Consider the following 21693-nt stretch of genomic DNA (forward strand, 5'->3'; position numbering starts at 1 on the left):
CTTAGCCTTCCCCTTATTTCTTGTGACGGATGCGTGGGTTAACCACGCCGTAGAGCACATCCACCAGCAGGTTCACCAGAATGATCATGGTTGCCACCAGCAGCACGCCGCCCTGAACCACCGGATAGTCACGACGCTGCAACGCATCGATCAACCACCGCCCCAGCCCCGGCCAGGAGAAAATGGTTTCCGTCAGGATCGCCCCGGCCAGCATGGTGCCGACCTGCAAACCAATCACCGTCACTACCGGCAACATCGCATTACGCAACGCGTGCACGACAATCACGCGCAGACGGCTCAGCCCTTTGGCGCGAGCGGTACGAATGTAGTCCTCGCCCAGCACTTCCAGCATCGCGGAGCGCGTCATACGCACGATCACAGCCAGAGGAATGGTGCCCAACACGATGGCAGGCAGAATCATGTGTTCAACCGCGTCAATGAAATCGCCTTTCTCGCCCCAGAACAGGGTATCGATCAGCATAAAGCCAGTCAGCGGCATGCTGTCGTCAAGAAACACGGTATCGCTGATGCGCCCCGAAACGGGCGTGAGGTCAAGTTGAACGGAGACCAGCATGATCAGCATCATGCCCCACCAGAAGATAGGCATGGAGTAACCCGTCAGCGCCAGGCCAACAGAGGTATGATCGAAAACAGAGCCGCGTTTGACCGCAGCCAGCACACCAACCGGAATCCCAACCGCGATAGCAAACAACATCGCGCAGATACCCAGTTCCAGCGTCGCCTTGAAGCGAGGCACAAATTCTTCCCACACGGGGATGCGACTCTTGAGGGAGATTCCCAGATCGCCCTGCAACACACCGCCGATATAGTGGATGTATTGTTGCCAAAGCGGCTTGTCCAGCCCCATTTCAGCCAGCAATTGCGCATGGCGCTCGGCGGAAATACCGCGTTCCCCCGCCATGATCATCACCGGGTCGCCCGGAATCATGTGCACGAATGCGAAGGTCAACAGGGTGATACCAATAAACGTTGGGATAACCAGCCCCAAACGCCGGAGTATGAACTGCAACATATCCCGAACTCTCTATTCATGCCTGCTGGCTCGTTGGCCATCAGGCTTATCATTGCTCACAGCATAAAAAATCGTCAGGAACGATTTTAAACGTCGTGGACGACGGCCCACAGGGTGTATGGGCAGGAAGCCCACCATAAAATTTAATGGGCAAGAAACCCCGCCTCCACGGCTCCTCTGACGAGAAACCGCAAGGTCGGGGTTTTTAGTGTCCGTGAAAATCTAGTGGCTGACTTAATCCAACGTCACGTTGTTGAAGCTATGCACACCACGCGGCTGAACCACATAGCCTTTCACGTTTTTACGCACTGGTTCGTACACGGTGGAGTGCGCAACAATCAGCGCCGGAGCCTGATCGTGCATCACAACCTGTGCCTGCTTGTACAGCTCAATACGTTTTTCGTGATCGGAAATGGCACGCGCCGGTTGGATCAGATCTTCAAACGGCTTGTAGCACCACTTGGAGTAGTTAGAGCCATTTTTAGCCGCATCGCAGCTGAACAGGGTCGCGAAGAAGTTATCTGGATCCCCATTGTCGCCAGTCCAACCCATCAGTACGGTCTGGTGCTCGCCGTCTTTCGCACGCTTCAGATACTCGCCCCACTCATAGGTGACGATCTTGGCTTTCACGCCAACTTTCGCCCAGTCGGACTGAATCATTTCCGCCATACGGCGCGCGTTCGGGTTGTACGGACGCTGTACCGGCATTGCCCACAGGTCGATAGAGAAACCGTCAGCCATACCCGCTTCTTTCAGCAGTGCTTTCGCTTTCTCAGGATCGTAGCTGTAGTCTTTAACGTCGTTGTTGTAGCCCCACATGGTCGGCGGGATCAGGTTGGTTGCGGCCTGGCCGGCACCCTGATAGACCGCATCGATGATGGCAGACTTGTTAACCGCATAGTTCAACGCCTGGCGAATCTTGACGTTATCCAGCGGTTTTTTCTCAACGTTGTAAGCCAGATAGCCGACGTTCAGGCCAGGCTGCTCCAGCAACGTGATGTTTTTGTCTTCTTTCATGCGGGCAAGATCGGCCGGATTTGGATACGGCATGATCTGGCATTCGTCTTTTTGCAGCTTGGCGTAACGCACAGACGCATCTGGCGTGATGGAGAAGACCAGACGGTCAACGCCCGGCTTGCTGCCCCAGTAACCTTCAAAGGCTTTGTACAGAATGCGGGAATCTTTCTGGTACTGCTGTAACTGGAACGGGCCAGTACCGATTGGGTTCAGGTCAATCTTCTCCGGCGTACCGGCTTTCATCATGTTATCAGCGTATTCCGCTGACAGGATGGAAGCGAAGTCCATCGCCAGGTTTGCCAGGAATGGCGCTTCAGGGCGGTTCAGCACAAAGCGGACAGTATAGTCGTCGACTTTTTCGATTTTGCTGACCAGCTCTGGCATACCCATACCCTGATAGTATTCATAGCTGCCGCCAGACACTTTGTGGTACGGATGGTTGGCATCCTGCTGACGCATGAAGGAGAAAATCACGTCATCGGCATTGAATTCACGGGAAGGTTTAAAATCCTTACTGTCTTGCCATTTCACGCCTTTGCGCAGATGGAAGGTATAGGTTTTGCCGTCTTCGCTAATATCCCATTTTTCAGCCAGCCCCGGACCGGTGTCCGTGGTGCCGTCTTTAAATTCCACCAGACGGTTATAAATAGGAATAGAGCTGGCATCAAACGTCGTACCGGAGGTGAACAGCTGTGGGTTAAAACCTTCCGGGGAGCCTTCTGAGCAGTAAACCAGCGTTTTTGCCTGAACGCCTGCGGCGACGGACAAGGCGAGCAAGCCAAGGCCGAACTTCAACACCCTTGATTTAACCAGGGATTTTTCCATTACTTGTGCTCCATTGTGGATGATGTTGTGTGCTATACCCGCCATACTCCAAGCTGCATACGCGTTGCTAAAAACACGGTAGTTAGAAAACGGAAATTAACAACGCTGGTCTTCCGTCCTGCATCTCGAAATCAATTGGGTATGGTTGGCCAGACCTGTATTTTTACGAGCTGTGGTCTGTACCCTGTCGCCCGAAGGCAAATTAAAATAATGGGGGAGAGGAAAGAGGTTACCAAAAGCCGATGGCCGCCACGCTGTTGGATATAGTCATAATAACTACAACGTATACCTTGAAGCGCCACAACCCGCTCACGGATGCTGGATGAAGACGTAGAATCATTCAGACAAGCCGCTGCTTTCCTCCTTATATCCCTATGACGCCCTCAATTTCTCAACAGATGGCGGTGACGTCAATATAAGCAGTAAGGATTTACAAAATTTCCTTACATTTTCTTAAAAGAGAAAATACAAGCTCATCACCTTACAAAAGGTGGATGTTTTGCCTTTTTATGAAAAAACAGCGATAAAAACCGATACTTTGCGGACCTAAAGAAATTATCACCATTAAAAAAACTATAGTCATCTGGTCTTACATGTCCAAGATTTGAGCACTATTTTTTGTTAAAAACGTTAACAGCAGGTGAAAATCCTGACGGATAATAAGAAATTCTGATATTTACCACAGCACCATAAGTAGACAAATGACTATCTACGCTACAGAAAAAAACTCTGCGCGACAGAAGAAACGCCTTTTCCCCCTCCTCCCACTGGCCTTCTCCAGCGTTGTTTATCTGTGGGATAGTCGTTACCAGAGATCCGTTGCTGAAGACATCCGTTAGATAAAGCATCGATAAAAAGGCAACTGATGCGGGGTTGAGGACGCATTCTGTTCGCAGTAGCGTAGTCAGGGTGACTGACCCGCGAGACAATGATATTGCTCAATAATTAACTGGCTATTTTAGTTAAATAAATATTTTCACTAAAATAAAAGTGCGCTATTTACTTATTCCCATAAAGTGGTATTTTCACTCTGTGATTTACCTCACTCCCTTCTTTTAATTCCCCGATGCTCCCAATAAATTATTTTAATTACAAAAAAACAATATAAGTTATTTAAAATGGAGTTGCTGATAAGTTCACAAATACGCAATTAACGTATTATTTTTAACATTCCCTCATGCTAGATTACCCTCCAACAAGGTTCATTGTTAAATAATATCCACTATTTCTTATCTTTCTGTTACTAACTGATAAAAAACAAAAAAACGTATTTTTCTGCATTCTGATAATAAACATCCCGCCGCTATTGGCATTAATAACGTTCGATAAGCATACAAATATCGACGACCAAAACGTCGATAACGATGCACTATCAATATCGCAACGACATTACGCGGCAGGCATGTAATTTCTTTCTGTACCAACTGTCCTAGCAGGGTGAATATAATGAAAAAAATTGAAACTGATATTCTATGTGAGAACGATCTCGCTCTGGAAACACAGGCATCGTTTATCGGGGGCTTTTTTAAAAAGAAAATTGGCTCCGTTCCCGTTGCGCTTTTTATGGCGATTGCCGCTATCGTTGCTATCGCAGCCTATGAAGGATACCTGCCTAAAAATATGATTGGCGGTTTCGCCGTCATCATGACAATGGGCTTTTTACTGGCACACATTGGCAGCAACATTCCCGTGTTCAAAGATATCGGCGGCCCGGCGATTCTGTGCCTGATGGTACCGTCCGTTATGGTGTATTTTGAGCTGTTCAACGACAACACCATGAAAACCGTCCACCTGCTGATGAAAGAAGCGAACTTCCTGTATTTCGTCATCGCCTGTCTGGTGGTCGGCAGTATTCTGGGTATGAACCGCAAAATCCTGATTCAGGGTATGGTGCGCATGTTCGTCCCGCTGGTCATCGGTACGGCAACGGCGCTGGCAACCGGTTTGCTGGTCGGTAAACTGTGCGGCTATAGCTTCTACCACACCTTCTTCTTCATTATCGTGCCAATCATCGGCGGCGGTATCGGTGAAGGCATCCTGCCGTTATCTCTCGCCTATTCTGCCATTCTGGGACAAACCCCGGATGTGTATGTTGCTCAGTTAGCGCCTGCTGCCGTCGTCGGTAACATCTTCGCGATTCTGTGTGCTGGCGTGCTGTCTCGTCTGGGTATGCGCCGCAAGGATCTGAACGGCGAAGGCCGTCTGGTTCGCAGCGATGAAGACAACGCGATGTTCGCCGTCAACGACGCGCCAAAACCGGTCGATTTTCATCTGATGGGCGGCGGACTGCTGATGATTTGCGCCTTCTTCATCGTCGGTGGCCTGTTTGAAAAACTGGTACACATCCCCGGCCCGGTGCTGATGATTTTGATCGCTGTCTTCTGTAAATACGGACGCGTGATTCCTGCCGTTATGGAAACCGGCGCGCACAGCGTTTACAAATTCGTCTCCAGCTCTCTGGTATGGCCGCTGATGATCGGGCTTGGCATGCTGTATATCCCGCTGGAGAGCGTCGTCGCGGTCTTCTCTGTCGGTTACGTCATCGTCTGCGGTTCTGTGGTGCTGTCCATGGCGCTGGTGAGTTTCCTGATTGCGCCTTACCTGAACATGTATCCAATTGAGGCCTCCATCGTGACCACGTGCCACAGCGGGCTGGGCGGTACGGGTGACGTGGCGATTCTGTCCGCTTCTAACCGTATGTCTCTGATGCCGTTCGCACAGATCGCCACCCGTATCGGCGGTGCGTCTACCGTCATCGCGGCAACGCTGCTGTTGGGCTGGGTTGCTTAACCCAAACACCATTTAGTAATAACGAAAACGCCACGGTAATGACCGTGGCGTTTTTGTTTATTCACTGTGCTTTGTTCACAGCCTTTTATTCTATTCACAATACTGGCGCAGCGAATCCTGCTTTTCCGGCAGCAGACGATACAGGTAAACCGGCCGGCCGGTAGAGCCGTACAGGATGTTGGTGGTCAGGATACCGGTATCAGACAAGTAGATCAGGTATTTACGGCAGGAGACGCGGGAAATACCAATCGCATTCGCCAGCATTTCGGTAGAGAACTCGATACCCTGATTGCCCTCAATCCACTCGCAGACGGTACGCAGCGTCAGGCTGGTTAGCCCTTTCGGTAATTTCTTACGTTCGCTGACCGTGCTACTGCTGGTACGGCGAATCAGGTTATCAATATCCGACTGCCCAACAAAATCGCGATGCTTAAACAAGTTCGCCTCTTCGCGATAGGCGGTCAGCGCCTGTTCAAAACGCGAGAACTGGAACGGCTTAATCAGGTAGTCCACCACGCCGTAGTGCAGCGCTTTCTTGATGGTATACACATCGCTGGCAGAAGAGATGATGATAACGTCCGTCTTCTCACTGAATTCACGGATAGTCGGCAGCAGATCCAGTCCATTATCCTGCTGCATATAAATGTCCAGCAGTACCAAATCGATTTCCGAGTCAGGTTGCATCAACAGGTTTCGCGCCTGCTGCAACGTGGGGACGGTCGCATAGCAGCTAAATCCAGAAACCTGGTTCAGATAAGATTTGTTAAGCTCTGCAACCATGGCATCGTCATCAACAATCAGTACATTAATCATGGTCAAACAGCCTTGCTTGATAAGGAATAGTAACGAAAAACTGGGTGTACACCTCAGGTTCTGATTCAAACTCGATAGTGCCGCCAATCTTCTCCAGACTCTGTTTGGTCAGGTACAGGCCGATACCGCGCCCGCTGCCTTTGGTAGAGAATCCCTGTTCATAAATGCGCGCCTGACTCTCTGGCAAAATGCCGGGGCCGTCATCCCCCACGGTACAGTGAAGGCGGCCATTCTGATGATGGAAACTTACGCTGATTTCGCAGTTCTCCTGCCCATCAATCGCGTCCATCGCATTCTCAATCAGATTACCCAATACGGTAATCAATTCATTCGTGGCATCGACATCATCGGTATCCGGCAGCAGACTCTCCTCACTGATGGAGAGCGTAATGCCGAGATCGCGCGCGCGGTTGATTTTACCCAACAGGAAGCCGGCAATCACTGGCGATTTCACTTTACGAATAATCGAACCGATTTCCGCCTGATAATTATTGGCGGTCTTCAGGATATAATCTTCCAGCTGCGAGTAATACTTTAAGTGCAGCATCCCCAGGATGACGTGCAGCTTGTTCATAAACTCGTGCGACTGCGCACGCAGCGCATCCGCGTAGTAGGACATCCCACTCAACCGTTGCAGCAGCTGGCTGATCTCCGTTTTATCACGGAACGTCGCAATGGCGCCGATAATATCGCCCTTCACAAAAACTGGAACGGTGTTGGTCAGCAGCAGGTGGCCGTTAAAGTTAATCTCTTCATCGCGCCGTGGCGTGCCGCTCTCCAGCACCTGTTTCAGGTGCAGATGTTCCAGCCACTGCTCACTGACGCGCTCGGCTGGCTTCGACGACGGCGTTTCACTGCCTTGCGGCTTATTCTGCCGGAAAAGCCGTCGCGCCTCATCATTGATCACCGTAATCCGACCATGTTGATCGACCGCGATGACGCCTTCTTTAATGTGTTTGAGCATCGCGTTGCGCTGCTCAAACAGATTCGAGATCTCAAACGGCTCGAATCCCAGCATAATGCGCTTGAGCACCTTCACCAAAATCAACGTGCCGAGCCAACCGACCAGCGCCCCTGCCAGCAGCGTCCAGGGGATCATCCAGCGGTTATCGCTAATCACCTTCTGCACGCTGGTTAAGGCAATTCCCAGCGCGACGACGCCAACCTGCTTATGGTTGCTGTCGAAAACCGGCGTAAAGACCCGCAGCGCAGGATCGAGCGTCCCGCGGTTAATGGCGGTATTTTCCATGCCCAACAGCGCCGGATAGATATCCCGACCAGCAAAATGCTCGCCAATTCTTTCCGGTTCAGGGTGGCTATGGCGCACCGTATCCATGTCAGTCACCGTGACGAAAAGCAGTTGATTACGCAGGCGAATCGTCTCCGCCGCAATCTGCACTTCTTCAGGCCGGCCAATCCCTTTAAGTTCATCAATAACAACAGGAGAGGCGGCAAATGTGCGAGCAATGGCAAAGGCTTTTTCTCGCAGATGATCTTCTGAAAGCTGATTAATGCGAAAAAACAGCAAGGAATAGACCACCAGCAACACCGCGCCAAGCACAACTGACACCATCAGAAACACCGATGTTCCCAGCTTTAGCGGTGCTTTTTTCTTGCCCATGTCACTCTCCGAAACAACCATCATCACACCGTTATCTTATACTGTTTCGTCGCGTTTCGCGTGTCGTGATGCATACGCCCCGTCACAGGGACAGGGCGTAGGCGTGAAGAAAGGAAATCAGGCTTAACGTATTGCGGTACATTTTTCGCTCAGGCATGTTCCGCATCAGGAAAGCCAGTAGTACCTGCGTTTACCAGAAGCCGAGCAGTTTCCACCACATACTGCCAACACCCAGCCAGATAGGGATGATGACCAGGCTGATAGAGAAACCGATCTTCCACCAGGTTCCCAGCGGCATGTAGCCTGTACCGAACAGAATCGGAGCCGGGCCGCTGGAGTAGTGCGTTGTAGACATAAACAAGTTACTAAAGATACCGAACACCAGCACGGTCAGCATCGGCGGCGCACCGGCAGCCAGCGCGATAGAGACGAAAATCGCATACATGGCGCTGATATGGGCGATAGCACTCGCCATCAGATAGTGACTGTAGTAGTAAACCAGCAGCAGCAGACCCAGCATCGGCAGCCAGTGCATGCCACTCACCGCACTGCCAGCCAAGCCACCCAGCCAGGCAATCAGACCCATTTTGTTGAGCTGACCCGCCAGCGTCATCAGCACGGCAAACCACACCACGGTGTGCCAGGCTTCTTTCTCACCCACCACATCGTCCCAGCTCAGCGCACGGCTGAGCAACAGCACGCTCAGGCCAGCCAGCGCGGTCAGGGTCGCGTCGATATTCAGCGTGGAACCCAGCACCCAGAAGGTCACCAGTCCCAGGAACACGCCCAGCACCACCCACTCGTCGCGGGTCATTTTGCCCATTTCACGCAGTCTTTCGACGGCGATCGCACGCATTTCTGAGGTTTTCTTCAGTTCCGGCGGATAGAAACGGTAGATCAGGTAAGGAATCAGCGCCAGAGACAGAAAGCCCGGCAGCAGTGTCGCTAATGCCCAATCCGTCCAACTGATGTGAATACCGAACTGGGAAGCCAGTTTCGCCACCATCGGGTTGCCCGCCATGGAGGTCATGAACATCGCGGAGGTCACGGCGTTACACTGGAAAATGGACTGCACCAGGAACGCACCAATGCGGCGCTGCGTACCTTTCTCCGGTGTTGAATCATAGGCTTCGGCAATCGACCGGAACAACGGAGTAATAATCCCGCCGCAGCGTGCAGACGTGGAAGGCATGGCCGGGGCAAACAGCAGGTCGGTAAAGACCAGACCATACGCCAGACCGAGCGAGCTATTCCCCAACTTGCTGATGAACAGCAGACCAATACGCCGACCAAAGCCGGTTTTGATAAAGCCGCGAGAGATAAAGAAGGCACAGGCGATCATCCAAATGGTGGGATCGCTAAAGCCCGCCAGCACATCTTTAATGGATAATAACCCTAAGATGGCGACCGAGGTCAGGCTGAACATCGCCATCGCGCCAAGCGGGTAAGGAGAGAGAATCAGACCGACAACCGTGGCAATAAAAATCGCCATCAGATGCCAGGCATCGGGTTTAACCCCATCAGGAACCGGCAATAACCATAAGCCGCCGGCAATACAAAGGATAATTAGAAGCTTTATTAACCTGCTGTTATTCGCAGACATAAGAACACCACTCTTCATTAAAACGGATTCTGTATTCCCCGTCGTACTTCGAGCCGAGTTTGTGCTGCTCTCGAATTATTCAGGAGATATTCACGACGGATGTCCCGTGCGGAGGAGTGGGTATTTCGTTATTCTTCCTTCGTCACCCTGCTGAAAACAACGCAACAGGAATCATCTGCGGAAAAAAAGACGAGAAAACAAGGGTTCAGGGTGCTTCTCTCGTCTGATCAAATCAAGTGATTAATGAAGAGATAGTATTATAATGCGCCTGCAAAATAGCGTTACTTTAGTTACTAAAGGGGTTCATTAATTTATTTAAGAAACTGTCATGGTTTTAATTTCCCGATAAAAAAATCTTTTAAATTCAATAATATTTGACATTTATGGAACATAAAATTAACGAAATTAACGACGAGGAAATGATAAAAAAACCTTATACCTAATAGTGGTAATATAATTCGTTCCCAGACAGTCAGTTATCTATTCCTTATTTATTTACTCAGGTACTCCCCTCTTCATAAATAAAAAAATAAATAGTCATTTGCCGGCGGAAAAATAGTAGTTTTTATCCAGCTGATAACATTTAGAGGGTGAGAAAAAGTACGGCTAATAGCTGCGGTGACATAATTCGCAGAAACATCGCCAGCGGATAAACCGTCGCATAAGACAACGCCGCTGCACCGCTGGTCGGGTGTAGCCCATTGGCAAACGCCAACGCGGGCGGATCGGTCATGGAGCCCGCCAGCATGCCGCACAGCGTCAGATAGTTCATCTTACCCAGCGCTCGCGCCAGTATGCCGACCAGCAGCAGCGGCACAATGGTAATCAGCGCACCGTAGCCAATCCACCACACGCCGTCGCCGTTCAATAACGTATCAATGAAATCGCCGCCGGATTTCAGCCCCACCACCGACAGGAACAGCACAATGCCGAGCTCGCGCAGCGCCAGGTTCGCACTGGGCGGCATAAACCAGTGAAGCTTACCGATACCGCCAATGCGCCCCAGCACCAGCGCCACCACCAGCGGCCCGCCCGCCAGACCGAGCCGCAGAGCGACGGGAAAGCCGGGAATCATCAGCGGCACAGAGCCCAACAATACGCCTAACCCAATGCCGATAAAGACGGGCAGCATCTGTACCTGCTGAAGTTTTTGCTGCGCATTCCCCACGATATCCGCCACGGCATCGATCGCCGCTTTTCGCCCCACCAGATTCAGAATGTCGCCAAATTGCAGGCTGGCCTGATTGCTGGCGACCAGCTCGACGCCCGCGCGGTTCAGACGAGAAATCACAACATCGTAGTTTTGCTTCAGATTGAGTTCGCGAATCTTGCGTCCCAGCACCTTCTCATTCGTCACCACCACGCGTTCAACGTGCAGATCCGTACCGCGCGTCGAGAGCGATGTCTCCACTTCATGCCCGATGACCAGCCGCGCCTGTTCCAGATCGTTTTTCGCCCCAACCAGATGCAGATAGTCGCCCAGCTGAATGAGCGTCTGCGGCGACGGCACCATCAGCTCATCGCCGCGTTTTAAACGGGAGCAGACAATGGTGTCTCGGTTCAGAATCGGCACATCCTGAATCGCCAGCCCTTGCAGATTGGTATTCGTCACCGACACATTCATTGTATGCAGCTGTTCATGGTGCTGGCCGTTACTGACCTCAAACTGCTTAGCTTCGTTCTCCACCGCGACGCGAAACAACACGCGCATCAGCCACATCACCAGTAAAATGCCGCAGATCCCGAGCGGATACGCCATCGCGTAGCCCGTCCCCATCTGGTTCACCAATGCCGCGCTCGAACCGAGATCGGTCAAAATCTGCTGACCCGCGCCCAGCGACGGCGTGTTAGTCACCGCACCGGAAAAAATACCGAGGATAATGGGTAAAGGAATATTGAGCAGTTTGTGCAGCAGGACGGTCACGACACAGCCGAGAAACACCGTCAGCAGGGCGAATGCATTGAGACGCAGGCCAGATACGCGCAAAGAGGAAAAGAAGCCCGGCCCGACCTGAATGCCAATGGTATAGACAAACAGAATCAGCCCGAACTCCTGAATGACGTGCAACATGTCATCATTCAGTTGAATTTGATACTGATGGGCAACATGCCCGACGATGATCCCACCGAACAGGACCCCGCCAATCCCTAAACCGACGCCATAAATCCGCCAATTGCCGATCCATAACCCCAGAACCGCAACCAGCGCCAGCATACTCACGGTAAGTGCGATATCACTCATACCCGTATCCTTTGCGGACGTTTTTATTGGGAAATGTCACTGCTGCCATACTCTGTGATGAGTATATTTTGATTCTGGCAGAATGCTGGGTAAGGAAACGTGGCGGGCAACACAAAACCGCGCCCGTAATGAGACGGGCGCGGGAAGTCATCAGGTTAATAACGCGGATGTCACGTTATGATGCATCTTCAGCGGGCTGCTGGTTCAATGCCGGGCGACCACCGCCGATGGCGATGCGCTGCGGCTGCAAGGCTTCCGGCACGTCGCGCACCAGATCGATATGCAGCAGGCCATTTTCAAAATGTGCATCGGACACATGCAGATGCTCGGCCAGCGTAAAGCTCAGCGTGAAAGGCTTAAATACCAGCCCCTGATGCAGATACTCCGCGGCTTTCTCGGTCGGTGCCGGAGAACCTTTCACGGTCAGGCGCGGGCCTTCTACTTCGATATCCAGATCGCTCTGTCGGAACCCCGCCAGCGCCAGCGTGATGCGGTAGTGGTTGTCGTCTTTCTTCTCGATGTTATACGGAGGAAAATCAATCGGTTCCTGGCTGCCTTGCATTGAGCTGGCTAATTTGTCGAAACCGATCCACTGACGCAGTAAAGGTGATAAGTCGTAGTTACGCATGATATGACTCCTTCTAAGAAGCGAGATTAAGATGCCCATACGGGCGTACCTTATGCCAGCCACGATGCCATAGCTGACGTCGTCCCCATTCGGCAGACGATATGTTCATTTATGGCACTGCCGTTTCAGGCAATGCGCGATTCGTGCAAATAACGTGATGTGGGTTTACTTGATTTCAATCCGGCGCGGCTTCATCGCTTCCGGCACGATGCGCTCAAGATCGATGTACAGCAGCCCGTTTTCCAGATTGGCGCCTTTTACCTGAATATGTTCGGCCAGTTGGAATTTACGCTCGAAGTTGCGCTCGGCAATCCCCTGATACAGATAGTTGCGGGCAACCTGCTCACCGGCGTGGGCGCCTTTTACAATCAATAAGTTGTCGTGCGCGGTGATGTCCAGTTCCTGCTCGGCGAAGCCAGCTACGGCAATCGCGATACGGTATTGATTCTCGTCAACCAGCTCGACGTTGTAGGGAGGGTAGCCGCCGTTACTCTGGGTCTGCCCGGTTTCTAAGAGATTAAACAGGCGATCAAAACCAATAGCGGAACGGTACAGTGGGGAAAAATCGGGGTTACGCATAAAACAGCCTCCTAAACATGCAGCGAGGATTTATTGTTACCTTCCCTAAGGACAGGCTCACAGCCGGAACGGATACCCTGACGGCGTATCGTTTTCTTCCGGCTTATTATCAATATGGTGACCCCCCTCAGACTTTCAAGAGGCAAAAAGGAAAAATCGCTGGGTTTCATGCAATATTCACTCACACTGCGGGCGTTATCACATACACTCAAAATAGGCAGATTTGGCCAAGTGCCGATCGTTTAAGCATCGAGATACACGGGGCGACCACAGGGGTGAGGCCTCCCTGCGGGAACCTCCCCCTGTGTTTCCCCTAACAACGGACTTAAGTGACCAATATTAGGCTTCGACCCGCTCTGACAGCAGGTTCTTAATGGACAGGTAATATGACCTTACTGAAAAGCGCATTGTTCTCTTTCATCATTACCGGTAGCGGTGCAGTGGCAACCAGCGGTTGTTCCAGCGTCATGACGCATACCGGAAGCGACCAAGGCTACTATTCCGGCACGCGCGCCGGTGTGGATATGCTGCGTGACGACGAAACCAGTTGGGCGATGATGCCGCTGGTCGCTATCGACCTGCCGTTCTCGGCGGTGGCCGACACCCTGCTGCTGCCCTACGACTACTATCGCTCAGGCAGCGATAAGCACAAACTGTCGACGCGCGAACGCATTTCACACAGCGAAGAGCAGAACCAGACCGCCAGCTCACAGCTTGCCACTATGCCTAATAACAACACTATGTCGCATAACCAGCTGTGATGGCTCTGCATTTACCATGAACCCGTGCGTGCGAGTTATTCCGTTGCCACAACAAAAAGCTGATTAAAACCGTCAATCTCGCGCATATACGCAATGTGTTTCCCGTCAGGGGAAAAAACCACGGCATCCGCACTCGGTGCGCTGTCCGTCCGCGCCGTCAGCCGAACAAGCTCACCGCTTTTTGCCTCACACAGCATGATGCTGTTGTCAGACACAAACGCCAGAGAACGTCCGCTCGGGTGCCAGTTAAAGGCCGACTGTACACCGTTTTCCGTGTGCGTTACCTGCCTTAGCTCACCGCCATTCGGGGAAATCGTCCACAGCTGAACCACCCCCGCTTCATCGCGCATCAGGAAAGCAATCTCGCTACCGTCGGGCGAAGCTCGCAGCCAGTGGCGCGGCTGATTCACCAGCCCAGGATAACGACGCGAATGCGTAAAGGTTAAACGCCGCTGCTGCACGTCCGCTGGCGGTGCAGGCATTGAGGTTGCCGTTCCTGCCAGAGGCGCCTCCCCCGCTTTGGCGTAATCCTCCAGCGCATCCGGCAAATCGACGATAAAGATCTCCGGGACCGTTGTCCCGTCCGCCGCACGCGTATCGCCGATAAACGCCAACGCCCAGCGCTGCCGCGCACCGTCCTGTCGGATATAGCCCGCCGTTCCTACCCAGCCTTCTTCATAGGCGCGATTGATCTCATCACTGCCGGGCTGCGGCTGCGGCGTCGTTCTGCTGACCAGCACACAATAGTGGCTGCCGTCATATTCACGCGGATGGCGTTTCTCAACGGTGACGGCCTGTAGCGGCACCGCCACGCCCACGTTGCGCAAATTCAATGCCGGATCGCACTCATGGAGCACATGGTCGTTATAGGTAAAGCTCAGGCGGCTGGCATCTGGGCTGAAGACATGGACATGCGTACCGCCGCGCAGCGCACCGGCCTGATAAGGTGGCGTAATAGAGAAAGCATCAAGCGTGATGGCCTCATCGCGCTGACGATCCGCCACTATCGTTCCACGGCGATGGTGAAAATCATACTGCCACTCGCCGTCTGGGTTTTCCGGCCCGTGAATAAAGACATAGCGTAGCGGTTCCTGCGGGCTACAGGTCACCACGCCCACGTGCGCCCCCGCCGTCGCCCGATAAATTACCTCGGTTTCCCGGCTTGTCAGGTGTACTCGCTCAATTGTCAGCCCTGTGAATGAAGATCCATAGGGTCTTATGTCATAAACCAGCCAGCTTCCATCACATGACCAGCAATTAATATTGGTAAGTTGATGACCAGCAGCATTAAACGTTAGTTGAACCTCAACAGACAAGACATCACCCCACTTATTCAATATCAGTCAATTTTTTGTAAATCAATTTCAGTTTTATGTATAACTTATTGTTTTTTATTTAAAAAAAACAAACAACATCAATAAATATCATTCAAAAAAATAGAAAGACTAACTCAATAACATCCGTTTTTTAATTTATTAGCATCGGCGTAACATTCTTCATATCGAAAGGGCAGCCCCCTTTCACCTATCAATCAGAAAAGGATAAGACATCATGAAAAACGTAAAAACCATCGCCGCTGCTGTTGTTCTCGCTACCATGACTTTCGGTGCTTCTGCTGCTGAATATGTTGCTCCTTCACAGACACAGAACCTGGAAAAAATCGGCGTCGTTACTGCTACCGCTCAAGACCTCAGCTCACTACAGGCTCAGCTCGCCGCGAAAGCAGAAAAAGCAGGCGCTAAAGCTTATACCATCACGTCTGCGACCGGTAACGATCAGCTGCGTGGCTCTGCGGTAATCTTTAACTAATCATTGTTTACCCTGAGTTTTTATCCCAGTTAGCTATCCTGTAAGACATCTCGTATTACCCTCTTTCCGGCTTGCCTCCTCATCAGGGCAAGCCGGTTTTTTTATGGCGGGCCGTCGCACGCGACGTTGAGAAACATTCCCCACGTTTTTTATGCATGCTTTATGCGGGAAAGAAATCAGGGGAAGGCAAACGGGGCTGAAAATTCGGTGTGGCAGAGTGCCACACCGACGTGGATAGACTTACAACGTTGAACCTTGGAAACCATTTTCGGCCGCTATCGCCGCGAACCATTCCCCGCTTTTCTTCACCGTGCGTTTTTGCGTCGCCAAATCCAGCTGCACAAAGCCATAGCGATTCTTGTAGGCATTCGACCACGACCAGTTATCGATAAACGTCCACATATGGTAGCCGAGGCAGTTGCTGCCTTCCGCGATCCCTTTGTGTACATACTTCAGGTGCTCGCGGACAAAATCGATGCGGTAATCGTCCTGAATCTGGCCGCTGGCGTCGAAACGCTGTTCGTTCTCAACGCCCATGCCGTTTTCCGAAATAAAGCAGCGCGGATTGCCGTAATTCACCCGTAGGTTGGTCAGAATGTCATAGATGCCCGGTTCGTAAATTTCCCAACCGCGATAGGGGTTCATTTTTCGCCCTGGCATTTCATAGCTGGAGAAGAACCACTCGGGCATAAACGGACTATCAGGATTGACCAGACTGTCGCGACACTGAATACGGCGCGGCTGGTAGTAGTTAATCCCCAGCAGATCGACAACCCCATCGGCCAGCAGCGCACGATCGTCTGGCTGGCAGCTCGGTAGTTGGCCGTATCGCTGCAGCAGATCGACCAGTTCCTGCGGATACTCGCCCCTCAATGCAGGATCGAGGAAGCTGCGGTTAAACATCAGATCGGCGATGTTGGCGGCTTTAACATCGGCCGGATGCTGGGAACGCGGGTAGGAAGGCGTCAGATTGAGGATAATGCCAATTTCCCCACCCTGAGACTGTTCGCGATACGCCCTCACCGCCAGCGAGTGCGCCAGCATCGTGTGGTACGCCACCGTCGCGGCACGCTTGAAATCCACCACGTTCGGGTAGTGGAAATCATACAGATACCCGCCTTCCACCGGCACCACCGGCTCATTGAACGTAAACCAGTGTTTAACCCTGTCGCCAAACAGGCGGAAGCAGGTCGCCGCATAGCCCGCATAGGCCACCACCACCGCCCGATTTTCCCAGCCGCCCAGCCGCTGCATCACCATCGGCATATCAAAATGGAACAGATTGATAAACGGCGTGATGCCCTGCGCCAGCATTTCATCAATGACCTGATTATAAAACGCCACCGCCTGCGAATTCGGTTCCCCGACGCCATCGGGAATCAGTCGCGCCCACGAGATCGACGTGCGGAACGTGTTGTGATTCAGCCTCTTCAGCAGCGCAATGTCTTCACGCCAGTGCTGATAAAACGTGGAGGTATCCGCCGGCCCAACCTGCTGGTGAAAGCGGCCGGGCTGCGTGGCAAACCATTCGTCCCACACGGTGGCGCTTTTACCATAGTTAAGGCTTTCGCCTTCCGTTTGCGGTGCCGAACTGGCGCTGCCCCACCAAAAATTCGCGGGAAAGCGAAAATCCTTCTGAAGATGATCGTGCATACGTTCCTCTCTGCTTCACTCGTGTTTATGCGCTGGCGCTGGCTTCGCCCGCAGCCTGCTGTTGTTTCTCCTGCTCCTGTTTAAGCAGCGTGCGCTCATAAACTTTCAGGAACGGGTAATACATCGCGGCTGACATCACCATGCAGAGCAGACACATGATCACCGGGCTGAACGCCCAGTTCGCCGCCCATGATGCACCAATCGGTGCCGGCGTCGTCCACGGCGTCAGGGAAACCACCTGCGCGATCCAGCCGAGCTTCGTCGCCGTATAGGCAATGACGGCATTGACCATCGGCACGAAAATAAACGGCAGGAACAGCAGCGGGTTCATGATGATCGGCGCACCAAACAGAATCGGTTCGTTGATGTTGAAAAAGCTCGGCACGACGCCCATCCGGCCAATCGTACGCAGATGAACCGCGCGGCTACGCAGCAGCAAAAAGGCCAGCGGCAGCGTAGAACCGACCCCGCCGATCAGCAGGTAGTGATCCCAGAATCCCTGCAAATAAATATGCGGCAGCGGTGCCCCAGCCGAGAGCGCGGCCTGGTTCAGCGCCAGGTTGGTCATCCAGAACGGGTTCATAATCCCGGTGACGATCAGCGCACCGTGAATCCCGGCAAACCATAGAATCTGACAGATGAACACCGAAATCAGAATTGCAGGCAGCGAATCCGACGCCGAAATCAGCGGTGCCAGCAGGTGCATGATGGCTTCCGGGATAATCATGCCGGTCGTGGATTGGATGAACAGGTTAAACGGATGCAGCGTCGCAACGATAACCAGCACGGGGATAAGGATCTCAAACGAACGCGCCACGCCGGTTGGCACCTCTTTCGGCAGGCGAATCGTGATATTGCGTTTCTTCAGCCAGGCATACACTTCACCGGCATAAATTGACGTCAGGATCGCGGTAAAAATCCCTTCCCCAGAGAAGTACTGGGTAGAAATTTGCTTCTCGTGATAAGGCGCGGCCACCAGCAAGAATGCCATCAGCGCCAGCAGGCCGGTCATGATCGGATCCAGCTTGTAGTGCTTACCCAGGCTGGCCCCTATCCCCACCGAGATAAAGAAGGTCATGACCCCCATACTGAGGTAGTACGGCAGCATCAGCTGTTCACGGTAGGCAACGGAGAAATCGAGCCACGCGCGGGCAAACCCCAGCGTGGTATCCGGCGCGAACGGCGGGAAGATGAACACCAGCATAAACGAACCGATGATCATGAAAGGCAGCGCGGCGATAAAACCATCACGAATCGCGATGATGTGGCGCTGTTGTCCCACCACACCCGCCAGCGGGGTAATTTTTTGCTCGATGATATTAACCATCGACTGATAGAGGCCACTCATAGCGGTTGTCCTGATTTTTCGATCAGTGAAAAGGCGAAATCCAGCACGTTGTCACCGCGCTGCATACCGTAATCCATCATATCTATCGCTGCTACGGGCACGCCTTTTCCCTCGGCTTTCTCCTGAAAGGACGCCAGCATATATTTCACCTGTGGCCCCAGCAGCACAACGTCATACTTCCCGACCTGCTCATCAAATTCATGAGCGGCGTAGGCGGCAATCTCAACGTCCAGACCACGTGTGCTGGCCGCCTCCTTCATCTTTCTCACTAAAAGGCTGGTAGACATCCCAGCGGAACAACAAAGCATGATCCTTTTCATTTTCAATACCCCGTCGCATTACGTTACGAATAAAAAGCGTTACGAATAAAAAGCGTTATGAATAAAAAACGTCATCAATAAAAGCATCGTGAATCAACACAGTCATTGGAAACAAAACGGAAACCGTTTTCCATGAAAAAAACCAATATATGAGAATAGGTTCACGAAATGATAGGCATTGCTGGAAACAATGTGAGGCAGGTCATGGAAAACGTGTTTCAGACGTGAAGGACAGGTAAAACCCACTATTGCTGTGCTTATTACGCTAAGTGTTTTGATTTCAGGCATTTTCTACTTTTGGCTATAAAAACGACAAATTGAGATTTAAAAAGCCCACCGTCCCCCTGTTATGTTTATCACCTGATGTTGCATTTTCTCGCTGCATTTTAATTTTTCGTTATAAGGGAGAGGTCATAAGCATGTCATTGATGATGAAAAAATCGGTCATGGAAAGGCGTGGAGAAAGCGCGCCATTATGGAAAAACGTGACGACGCGACTGCGCCAACTCCCCGCGATTCTGGCTGCTGGCGCCCTGCTGCTCATGTCCGCCGCCTATGCGCAGGACAGCGTGCCAACGCAGCTACGCGTCGGCTATCAGAAAGGTTCGGTCAGCCTAGTGCTGGCAAAATCACACCAGCTGCTGGAAAAACAGTTCCCCAACACCAAAATTAGCTGGGTTGAGTTCCCCGCCGGCCCACAGATGCTGGAAGCGCTCAACGTTGGCAGCATCGATCTGGGCGGCACCGGCGATATCCCGCCGATTTTTGCGCAGGCCGCTGGCGCTGACCTGCTGTATGTCGGTGTGGAACCGCCTAAGCCTCAGGCCGAAGTGATTCTGGTGCGGGAAGACAGCCCGGTGAAAACCGTCGCTGACTTAAAAGGCCGTAAAGTTGCCTTTCAGAAAGGCTCCAGCGCACACAATACGCTGCTGCGGGCGCTGCAACGTGACGGACTGAAATTCACCGATATCAAACCGACCTACCTGACTCCCGCTGATGCGCGCGCGGCCTTCCAGCAAGGCAACGTCGATGCATGGGCAATCTGGGATCCCTACTATTCCGCCGCGCTGCTGGAAGGCGGCGTTCGCGTTCTGGTCGATAGCAGCGGACTGGAGAAAACCGGTTCCTTCTATCTGGCTGGTCGTCCTTATGCCGAGGCGCACGGCACCTTTATTCGCCAGGTACTGGACGAGCTGACCAAGGCCGATGCCTTAACGATCAGCGACCGGGCGCAAAGCGTCACGCTGTTGGCAAACGCGGTAGGGCTGCCGGAAAAAGTGATTGAAACGGCGCTCGACCATCGACCGCCGACCACCATAGAACCGCTGGATGCCGCCACGATCAAGGCACAGCAATCCACCGCCGACCTGTTTTATGAAAACCGTCTGGTACCGGTGAAGGTTAATATCGCAGAGCGCGTCTGGCATCCCAAGGCGAACTAATTCGCCTATCGCTCACCCTTTTGTTTACCCCAAACAAGACTGTTCAAGGAGTTCACACCATGAGTCTTAACGTATTCTGGTTTCTGCCCACCCACGGAGACGGTCGCTATCTTGGTAGCACCGAGGGCGCACGTCATGTTGACTACAGCTATCTGCAACAGGTGGCACAAGCCGCCGAGCGGCAAGGGTTTGGCGGCGTCCTGCTGCCGACGGGCCGCTCCTGCGAAGATTCCTGGCTGGTTGCGGCATCGCTCATTCCGGTGACGCAGCGGCTGAAATTTCTCGTTGCCCTGCGCCCCGGCGTAATTTCCCCCACCATCGCCGCACGACAGGCCGCCACGCTGGACAGGCTGTCCAACGGTCGAGCGCTGTTCAATCTGGTGACCGGCGGCGACCCAGAAGAATTGGCCGCCGAAGGGCTGTTCCTCAGTCATGAAGAACGCTACGAAGCCTCGGCGGAATTTACCCACATCTGGCGCAGGCTGCTGGAAGGCGAAACTGTCGATTTCGCAGGGAAACACATTCAGGTCAAAGACGCCAAACTGCTTTACCCGCCCGTGCAGCAGCCACGTCCGCCGCTCTACTTTGGCGGCTCTTCCGAGGCCGCGCAGAATCTGGCGGCAGAGCAGGTCGATCTCTACCTGACGTGGGGTGAGCCACCTGAACAGGTTAAAGAAAAGCTGGCGGAGGTCCGTGCCAAAGCGGCGGCACAGGGGCGTGAGGTTCGCTTCGGTATTCGCCTGCACGTCATCGTTCGGGAAACCACCGAGGAAGCCTGGCAGGCCGCCGATCGACTGATTTCCCAACTGGATGAAAAAACCATCGCCGACGCACAGGCGGCGCTGGCGCGTTTCGATTCCGTCGGTCAGAAGCGCATGGCCGCTCTGCACGGCGGTAAGAAGGACAAGCTGGAGATCAGCCCGAATCTGTGGGCAGGCATTGGTCTGGTGCGCGGCGGCGCAGGCACGGCGCTGGTTGGCGATGGTCCGACGGTCGCCGAACGTATTCAGGAATACGCGGATCTCGGCATTGATACCTTTATTCTGTCCGGCTATCCGCATCTGGAAGAAGCGTATCGCGTGGGTGAACTGCTGTTCCCGCATCTCGATCTGGCGCAGCAGCCCACGCCGCTGCATACGGTGAGCAACGCGGGAGAGCTGATTGCTAACCGCTATGTGCCGCGTAAAGTCTCACAAAGCTGAGGAACCG

The 21693-nt window shown here is 52.8% G+C and carries 17 protein-coding genes; 5 read left to right on the plus strand and 12 right to left on the minus strand.

Annotation, left to right across the window (positions count from 1 at the left end):
- Positions 1-13: 13 nt before the first annotated feature.
- Both dppB and dppA read right to left on the minus strand, forming a co-directional pair.
- A complete protein-coding gene (dppB, locus tag R9X49_RS17885) occupies positions 14-1033 on the minus strand; it encodes a dipeptide ABC transporter permease DppB (protein WP_263058439.1) in 1020 nt (339 codons plus the stop codon).
- Between the two features lie 234 nt (positions 1034-1267).
- The gene (dppA, locus tag R9X49_RS17890; RefSeq protein ID WP_319849700.1) at positions 1268-2875 is read right to left on the minus strand and encodes a dipeptide ABC transporter periplasmic-binding protein DppA; all 1608 of its coding nucleotides are present in this window, start codon (positions 2873-2875) and stop codon (positions 1268-1270) included.
- Between the two features lie 1446 nt (positions 2876-4321).
- On the opposite strand from dppA, the gene R9X49_RS17895 reads away from it, so the two are divergent.
- Positions 4322-5665, plus strand: a complete 1344-nt coding sequence (locus R9X49_RS17895) for a 2-hydroxycarboxylate transporter family protein (protein ID WP_319849701.1) — start codon at positions 4322-4324, stop codon at positions 5663-5665.
- Positions 5666-5755: 90 nt separating this feature from the next.
- Here the strand turns inward: R9X49_RS17895 and dcuR are convergent, their stop codons facing one another.
- From dcuR to ibpA, 6 genes are all read right to left on the minus strand, one after another.
- Positions 5756-6478: a two-component system response regulator DcuR gene (gene dcuR / locus R9X49_RS17900; RefSeq protein WP_010281107.1), complete on the minus strand. Its 723-nt coding sequence runs from the start codon at positions 6476-6478 to the stop codon at positions 5756-5758.
- Positions 6471-8099, minus strand: coding sequence for a sensor histidine kinase (locus R9X49_RS17905; protein ID WP_319849702.1), 1629 nt, complete (start codon positions 8097-8099; stop codon positions 6471-6473). The genes dcuR and R9X49_RS17905 overlap by 8 nt, the downstream gene beginning before the upstream one ends.
- Before the next feature lie 190 nt (positions 8100-8289).
- Entirely contained in the window at positions 8290-9702 is a 1413-nt protein-coding gene (locus R9X49_RS17910) for a DASS family sodium-coupled anion symporter (RefSeq protein WP_319849703.1), read from the minus strand.
- A 583-nt stretch (positions 9703-10285) separates the two neighbouring features.
- Positions 10286-11944 carry a putative transporter gene (locus R9X49_RS17915; protein ID WP_319849704.1) on the minus strand — a complete coding sequence of 553 codons (1659 nt, stop codon included), beginning with the start codon at positions 11942-11944 and terminating at the stop codon, positions 10286-10288.
- 175 nt (positions 11945-12119) lie between these two features.
- Positions 12120-12572, minus strand: coding sequence for a small heat shock chaperone IbpB (gene ibpB / locus R9X49_RS17920; RefSeq protein ID WP_319849705.1), 453 nt, complete (start codon positions 12570-12572; stop codon positions 12120-12122).
- A 165-nt stretch (positions 12573-12737) separates the two neighbouring features.
- Complete coding sequence (ibpA, locus tag R9X49_RS17925) at positions 12738-13151, minus strand: small heat shock chaperone IbpA (protein ID WP_005976748.1); 414 nt, start codon at positions 13149-13151, stop codon at positions 12738-12740.
- 386 nt (positions 13152-13537) lie between these two features.
- Here ibpA and R9X49_RS17930 point away from each other — a divergent pair, with 386 nt between their 5' ends.
- Positions 13538-13912, plus strand: a complete 375-nt coding sequence (locus R9X49_RS17930; RefSeq protein ID WP_319849706.1) for a YceK/YidQ family lipoprotein — start codon at positions 13538-13540, stop codon at positions 13910-13912.
- 35 nt (positions 13913-13947) lie between these two features.
- Here R9X49_RS17930 and R9X49_RS17935 read toward each other — a convergent pair whose 3' ends face one another.
- The gene (locus R9X49_RS17935; protein ID WP_319849707.1) at positions 13948-15228 is read right to left on the minus strand and encodes a DUF3748 domain-containing protein; all 1281 of its coding nucleotides are present in this window, start codon (positions 15226-15228) and stop codon (positions 13948-13950) included.
- 235 nt (positions 15229-15463) lie between these two features.
- Here R9X49_RS17935 and bhsA point away from each other — a divergent pair, with 235 nt between their 5' ends.
- The gene (gene bhsA / locus R9X49_RS17940) at positions 15464-15721 is read left to right on the plus strand and encodes a multiple stress resistance protein BhsA (protein ID WP_225086394.1); all 258 of its coding nucleotides are present in this window, start codon (positions 15464-15466) and stop codon (positions 15719-15721) included.
- Between the two features lie 240 nt (positions 15722-15961).
- On the opposite strand, the gene R9X49_RS17945 is transcribed toward bhsA, so the two are convergent.
- From R9X49_RS17945 to R9X49_RS17955, 3 genes are read right to left on the minus strand one after another with little or no spacing between them, the layout of a single operon-like run.
- Complete coding sequence (locus R9X49_RS17945; protein WP_319849708.1) at positions 15962-17374, minus strand: glycoside hydrolase family 1 protein; 1413 nt, start codon at positions 17372-17374, stop codon at positions 15962-15964.
- A 25-nt stretch (positions 17375-17399) separates the two neighbouring features.
- Positions 17400-18722, minus strand: a complete 1323-nt coding sequence (locus R9X49_RS17950) for a PTS sugar transporter subunit IIC (RefSeq protein WP_319849709.1) — start codon at positions 18720-18722, stop codon at positions 17400-17402.
- Entirely contained in the window at positions 18719-19042 is a 324-nt protein-coding gene (locus R9X49_RS17955) for a PTS sugar transporter subunit IIB (protein WP_225086392.1), read from the minus strand. The genes R9X49_RS17950 and R9X49_RS17955 overlap by 4 nt, the downstream gene beginning before the upstream one ends.
- Before the next feature lie 419 nt (positions 19043-19461).
- On the opposite strand from R9X49_RS17955, the gene R9X49_RS17960 reads away from it, so the two are divergent.
- Complete coding sequence (locus tag R9X49_RS17960) at positions 19462-20484, plus strand: sulfonate ABC transporter substrate-binding protein (RefSeq protein ID WP_319849711.1); 1023 nt, start codon at positions 19462-19464, stop codon at positions 20482-20484.
- Positions 20485-20543: 59 nt separating this feature from the next.
- Positions 20544-21686 (plus strand): FMNH2-dependent alkanesulfonate monooxygenase, encoded by a 1143-nt coding sequence (gene ssuD, locus R9X49_RS17965; protein WP_319849712.1) that lies wholly within the window; start codon positions 20544-20546, stop codon positions 21684-21686.
- Positions 21687-21693: the final 7 nt, after the last annotated feature.

It is taken from the genome of Pectobacterium carotovorum, assembly GCF_033898505.1.
GTDB classification, from domain to species: domain Bacteria; phylum Pseudomonadota; class Gammaproteobacteria; order Enterobacterales; family Enterobacteriaceae; genus Pectobacterium; species Pectobacterium carotovorum_J.

Excerpts from the sequence above, each read along its gene's own strand:
- R9X49_RS17930 (WP_319849706.1), top strand. The coding sequence starts at position 13,538 with ATGACCTTACTGAAAAGCGCATTGTTCTCTTTCATCATTACCGGTAGC.
- R9X49_RS17960 (WP_319849711.1), top strand. The coding sequence starts at position 19,462 with ATGTCATTGATGATGAAAAAATCGGTCATGGAAAGGCGTGGAGAAAGC.
- R9X49_RS17905 (WP_319849702.1), bottom strand. The coding sequence starts at position 8,099 with ATGGGCAAGAAAAAAGCACCGCTAAAGCTGGGAACATCGGTGTTTCTG.
- ibpB (WP_319849705.1), bottom strand. The coding sequence starts at position 12,572 with ATGCGTAACTACGACTTATCACCTTTACTGCGTCAGTGGATCGGTTTC.
- R9X49_RS17945 (WP_319849708.1), bottom strand. The coding sequence starts at position 17,374 with ATGCACGATCATCTTCAGAAGGATTTTCGCTTTCCCGCGAATTTTTGG.
- ssuD (WP_319849712.1), top strand. The coding sequence starts at position 20,544 with ATGAGTCTTAACGTATTCTGGTTTCTGCCCACCCACGGAGACGGTCGC.
- bhsA (WP_225086394.1), top strand. The coding sequence starts at position 15,464 with ATGAAAAACGTAAAAACCATCGCCGCTGCTGTTGTTCTCGCTACCATG.
- R9X49_RS17910 (WP_319849703.1), bottom strand. The coding sequence starts at position 9,702 with ATGTCTGCGAATAACAGCAGGTTAATAAAGCTTCTAATTATCCTTTGT.
- ibpA (WP_005976748.1), bottom strand. The coding sequence starts at position 13,151 with ATGCGTAACCCCGATTTTTCCCCACTGTACCGTTCCGCTATTGGTTTT.
- R9X49_RS17950 (WP_319849709.1), bottom strand. The coding sequence starts at position 18,722 with ATGAGTGGCCTCTATCAGTCGATGGTTAATATCATCGAGCAAAAAATT.
- dppA (WP_319849700.1), bottom strand. The coding sequence starts at position 2,875 with ATGGAAAAATCCCTGGTTAAATCAAGGGTGTTGAAGTTCGGCCTTGGC.
- dppB (WP_263058439.1), bottom strand. The coding sequence starts at position 1,033 with ATGTTGCAGTTCATACTCCGGCGTTTGGGGCTGGTTATCCCAACGTTT.
- R9X49_RS17915 (WP_319849704.1), bottom strand. The coding sequence starts at position 11,944 with ATGAGTGATATCGCACTTACCGTGAGTATGCTGGCGCTGGTTGCGGTT.
- dcuR (WP_010281107.1), bottom strand. The coding sequence starts at position 6,478 with ATGATTAATGTACTGATTGTTGATGACGATGCCATGGTTGCAGAGCTT.
- R9X49_RS17895 (WP_319849701.1), top strand. The coding sequence starts at position 4,322 with ATGAAAAAAATTGAAACTGATATTCTATGTGAGAACGATCTCGCTCTG.
- R9X49_RS17955 (WP_225086392.1), bottom strand. The coding sequence starts at position 19,042 with ATGAAAAGGATCATGCTTTGTTGTTCCGCTGGGATGTCTACCAGCCTT.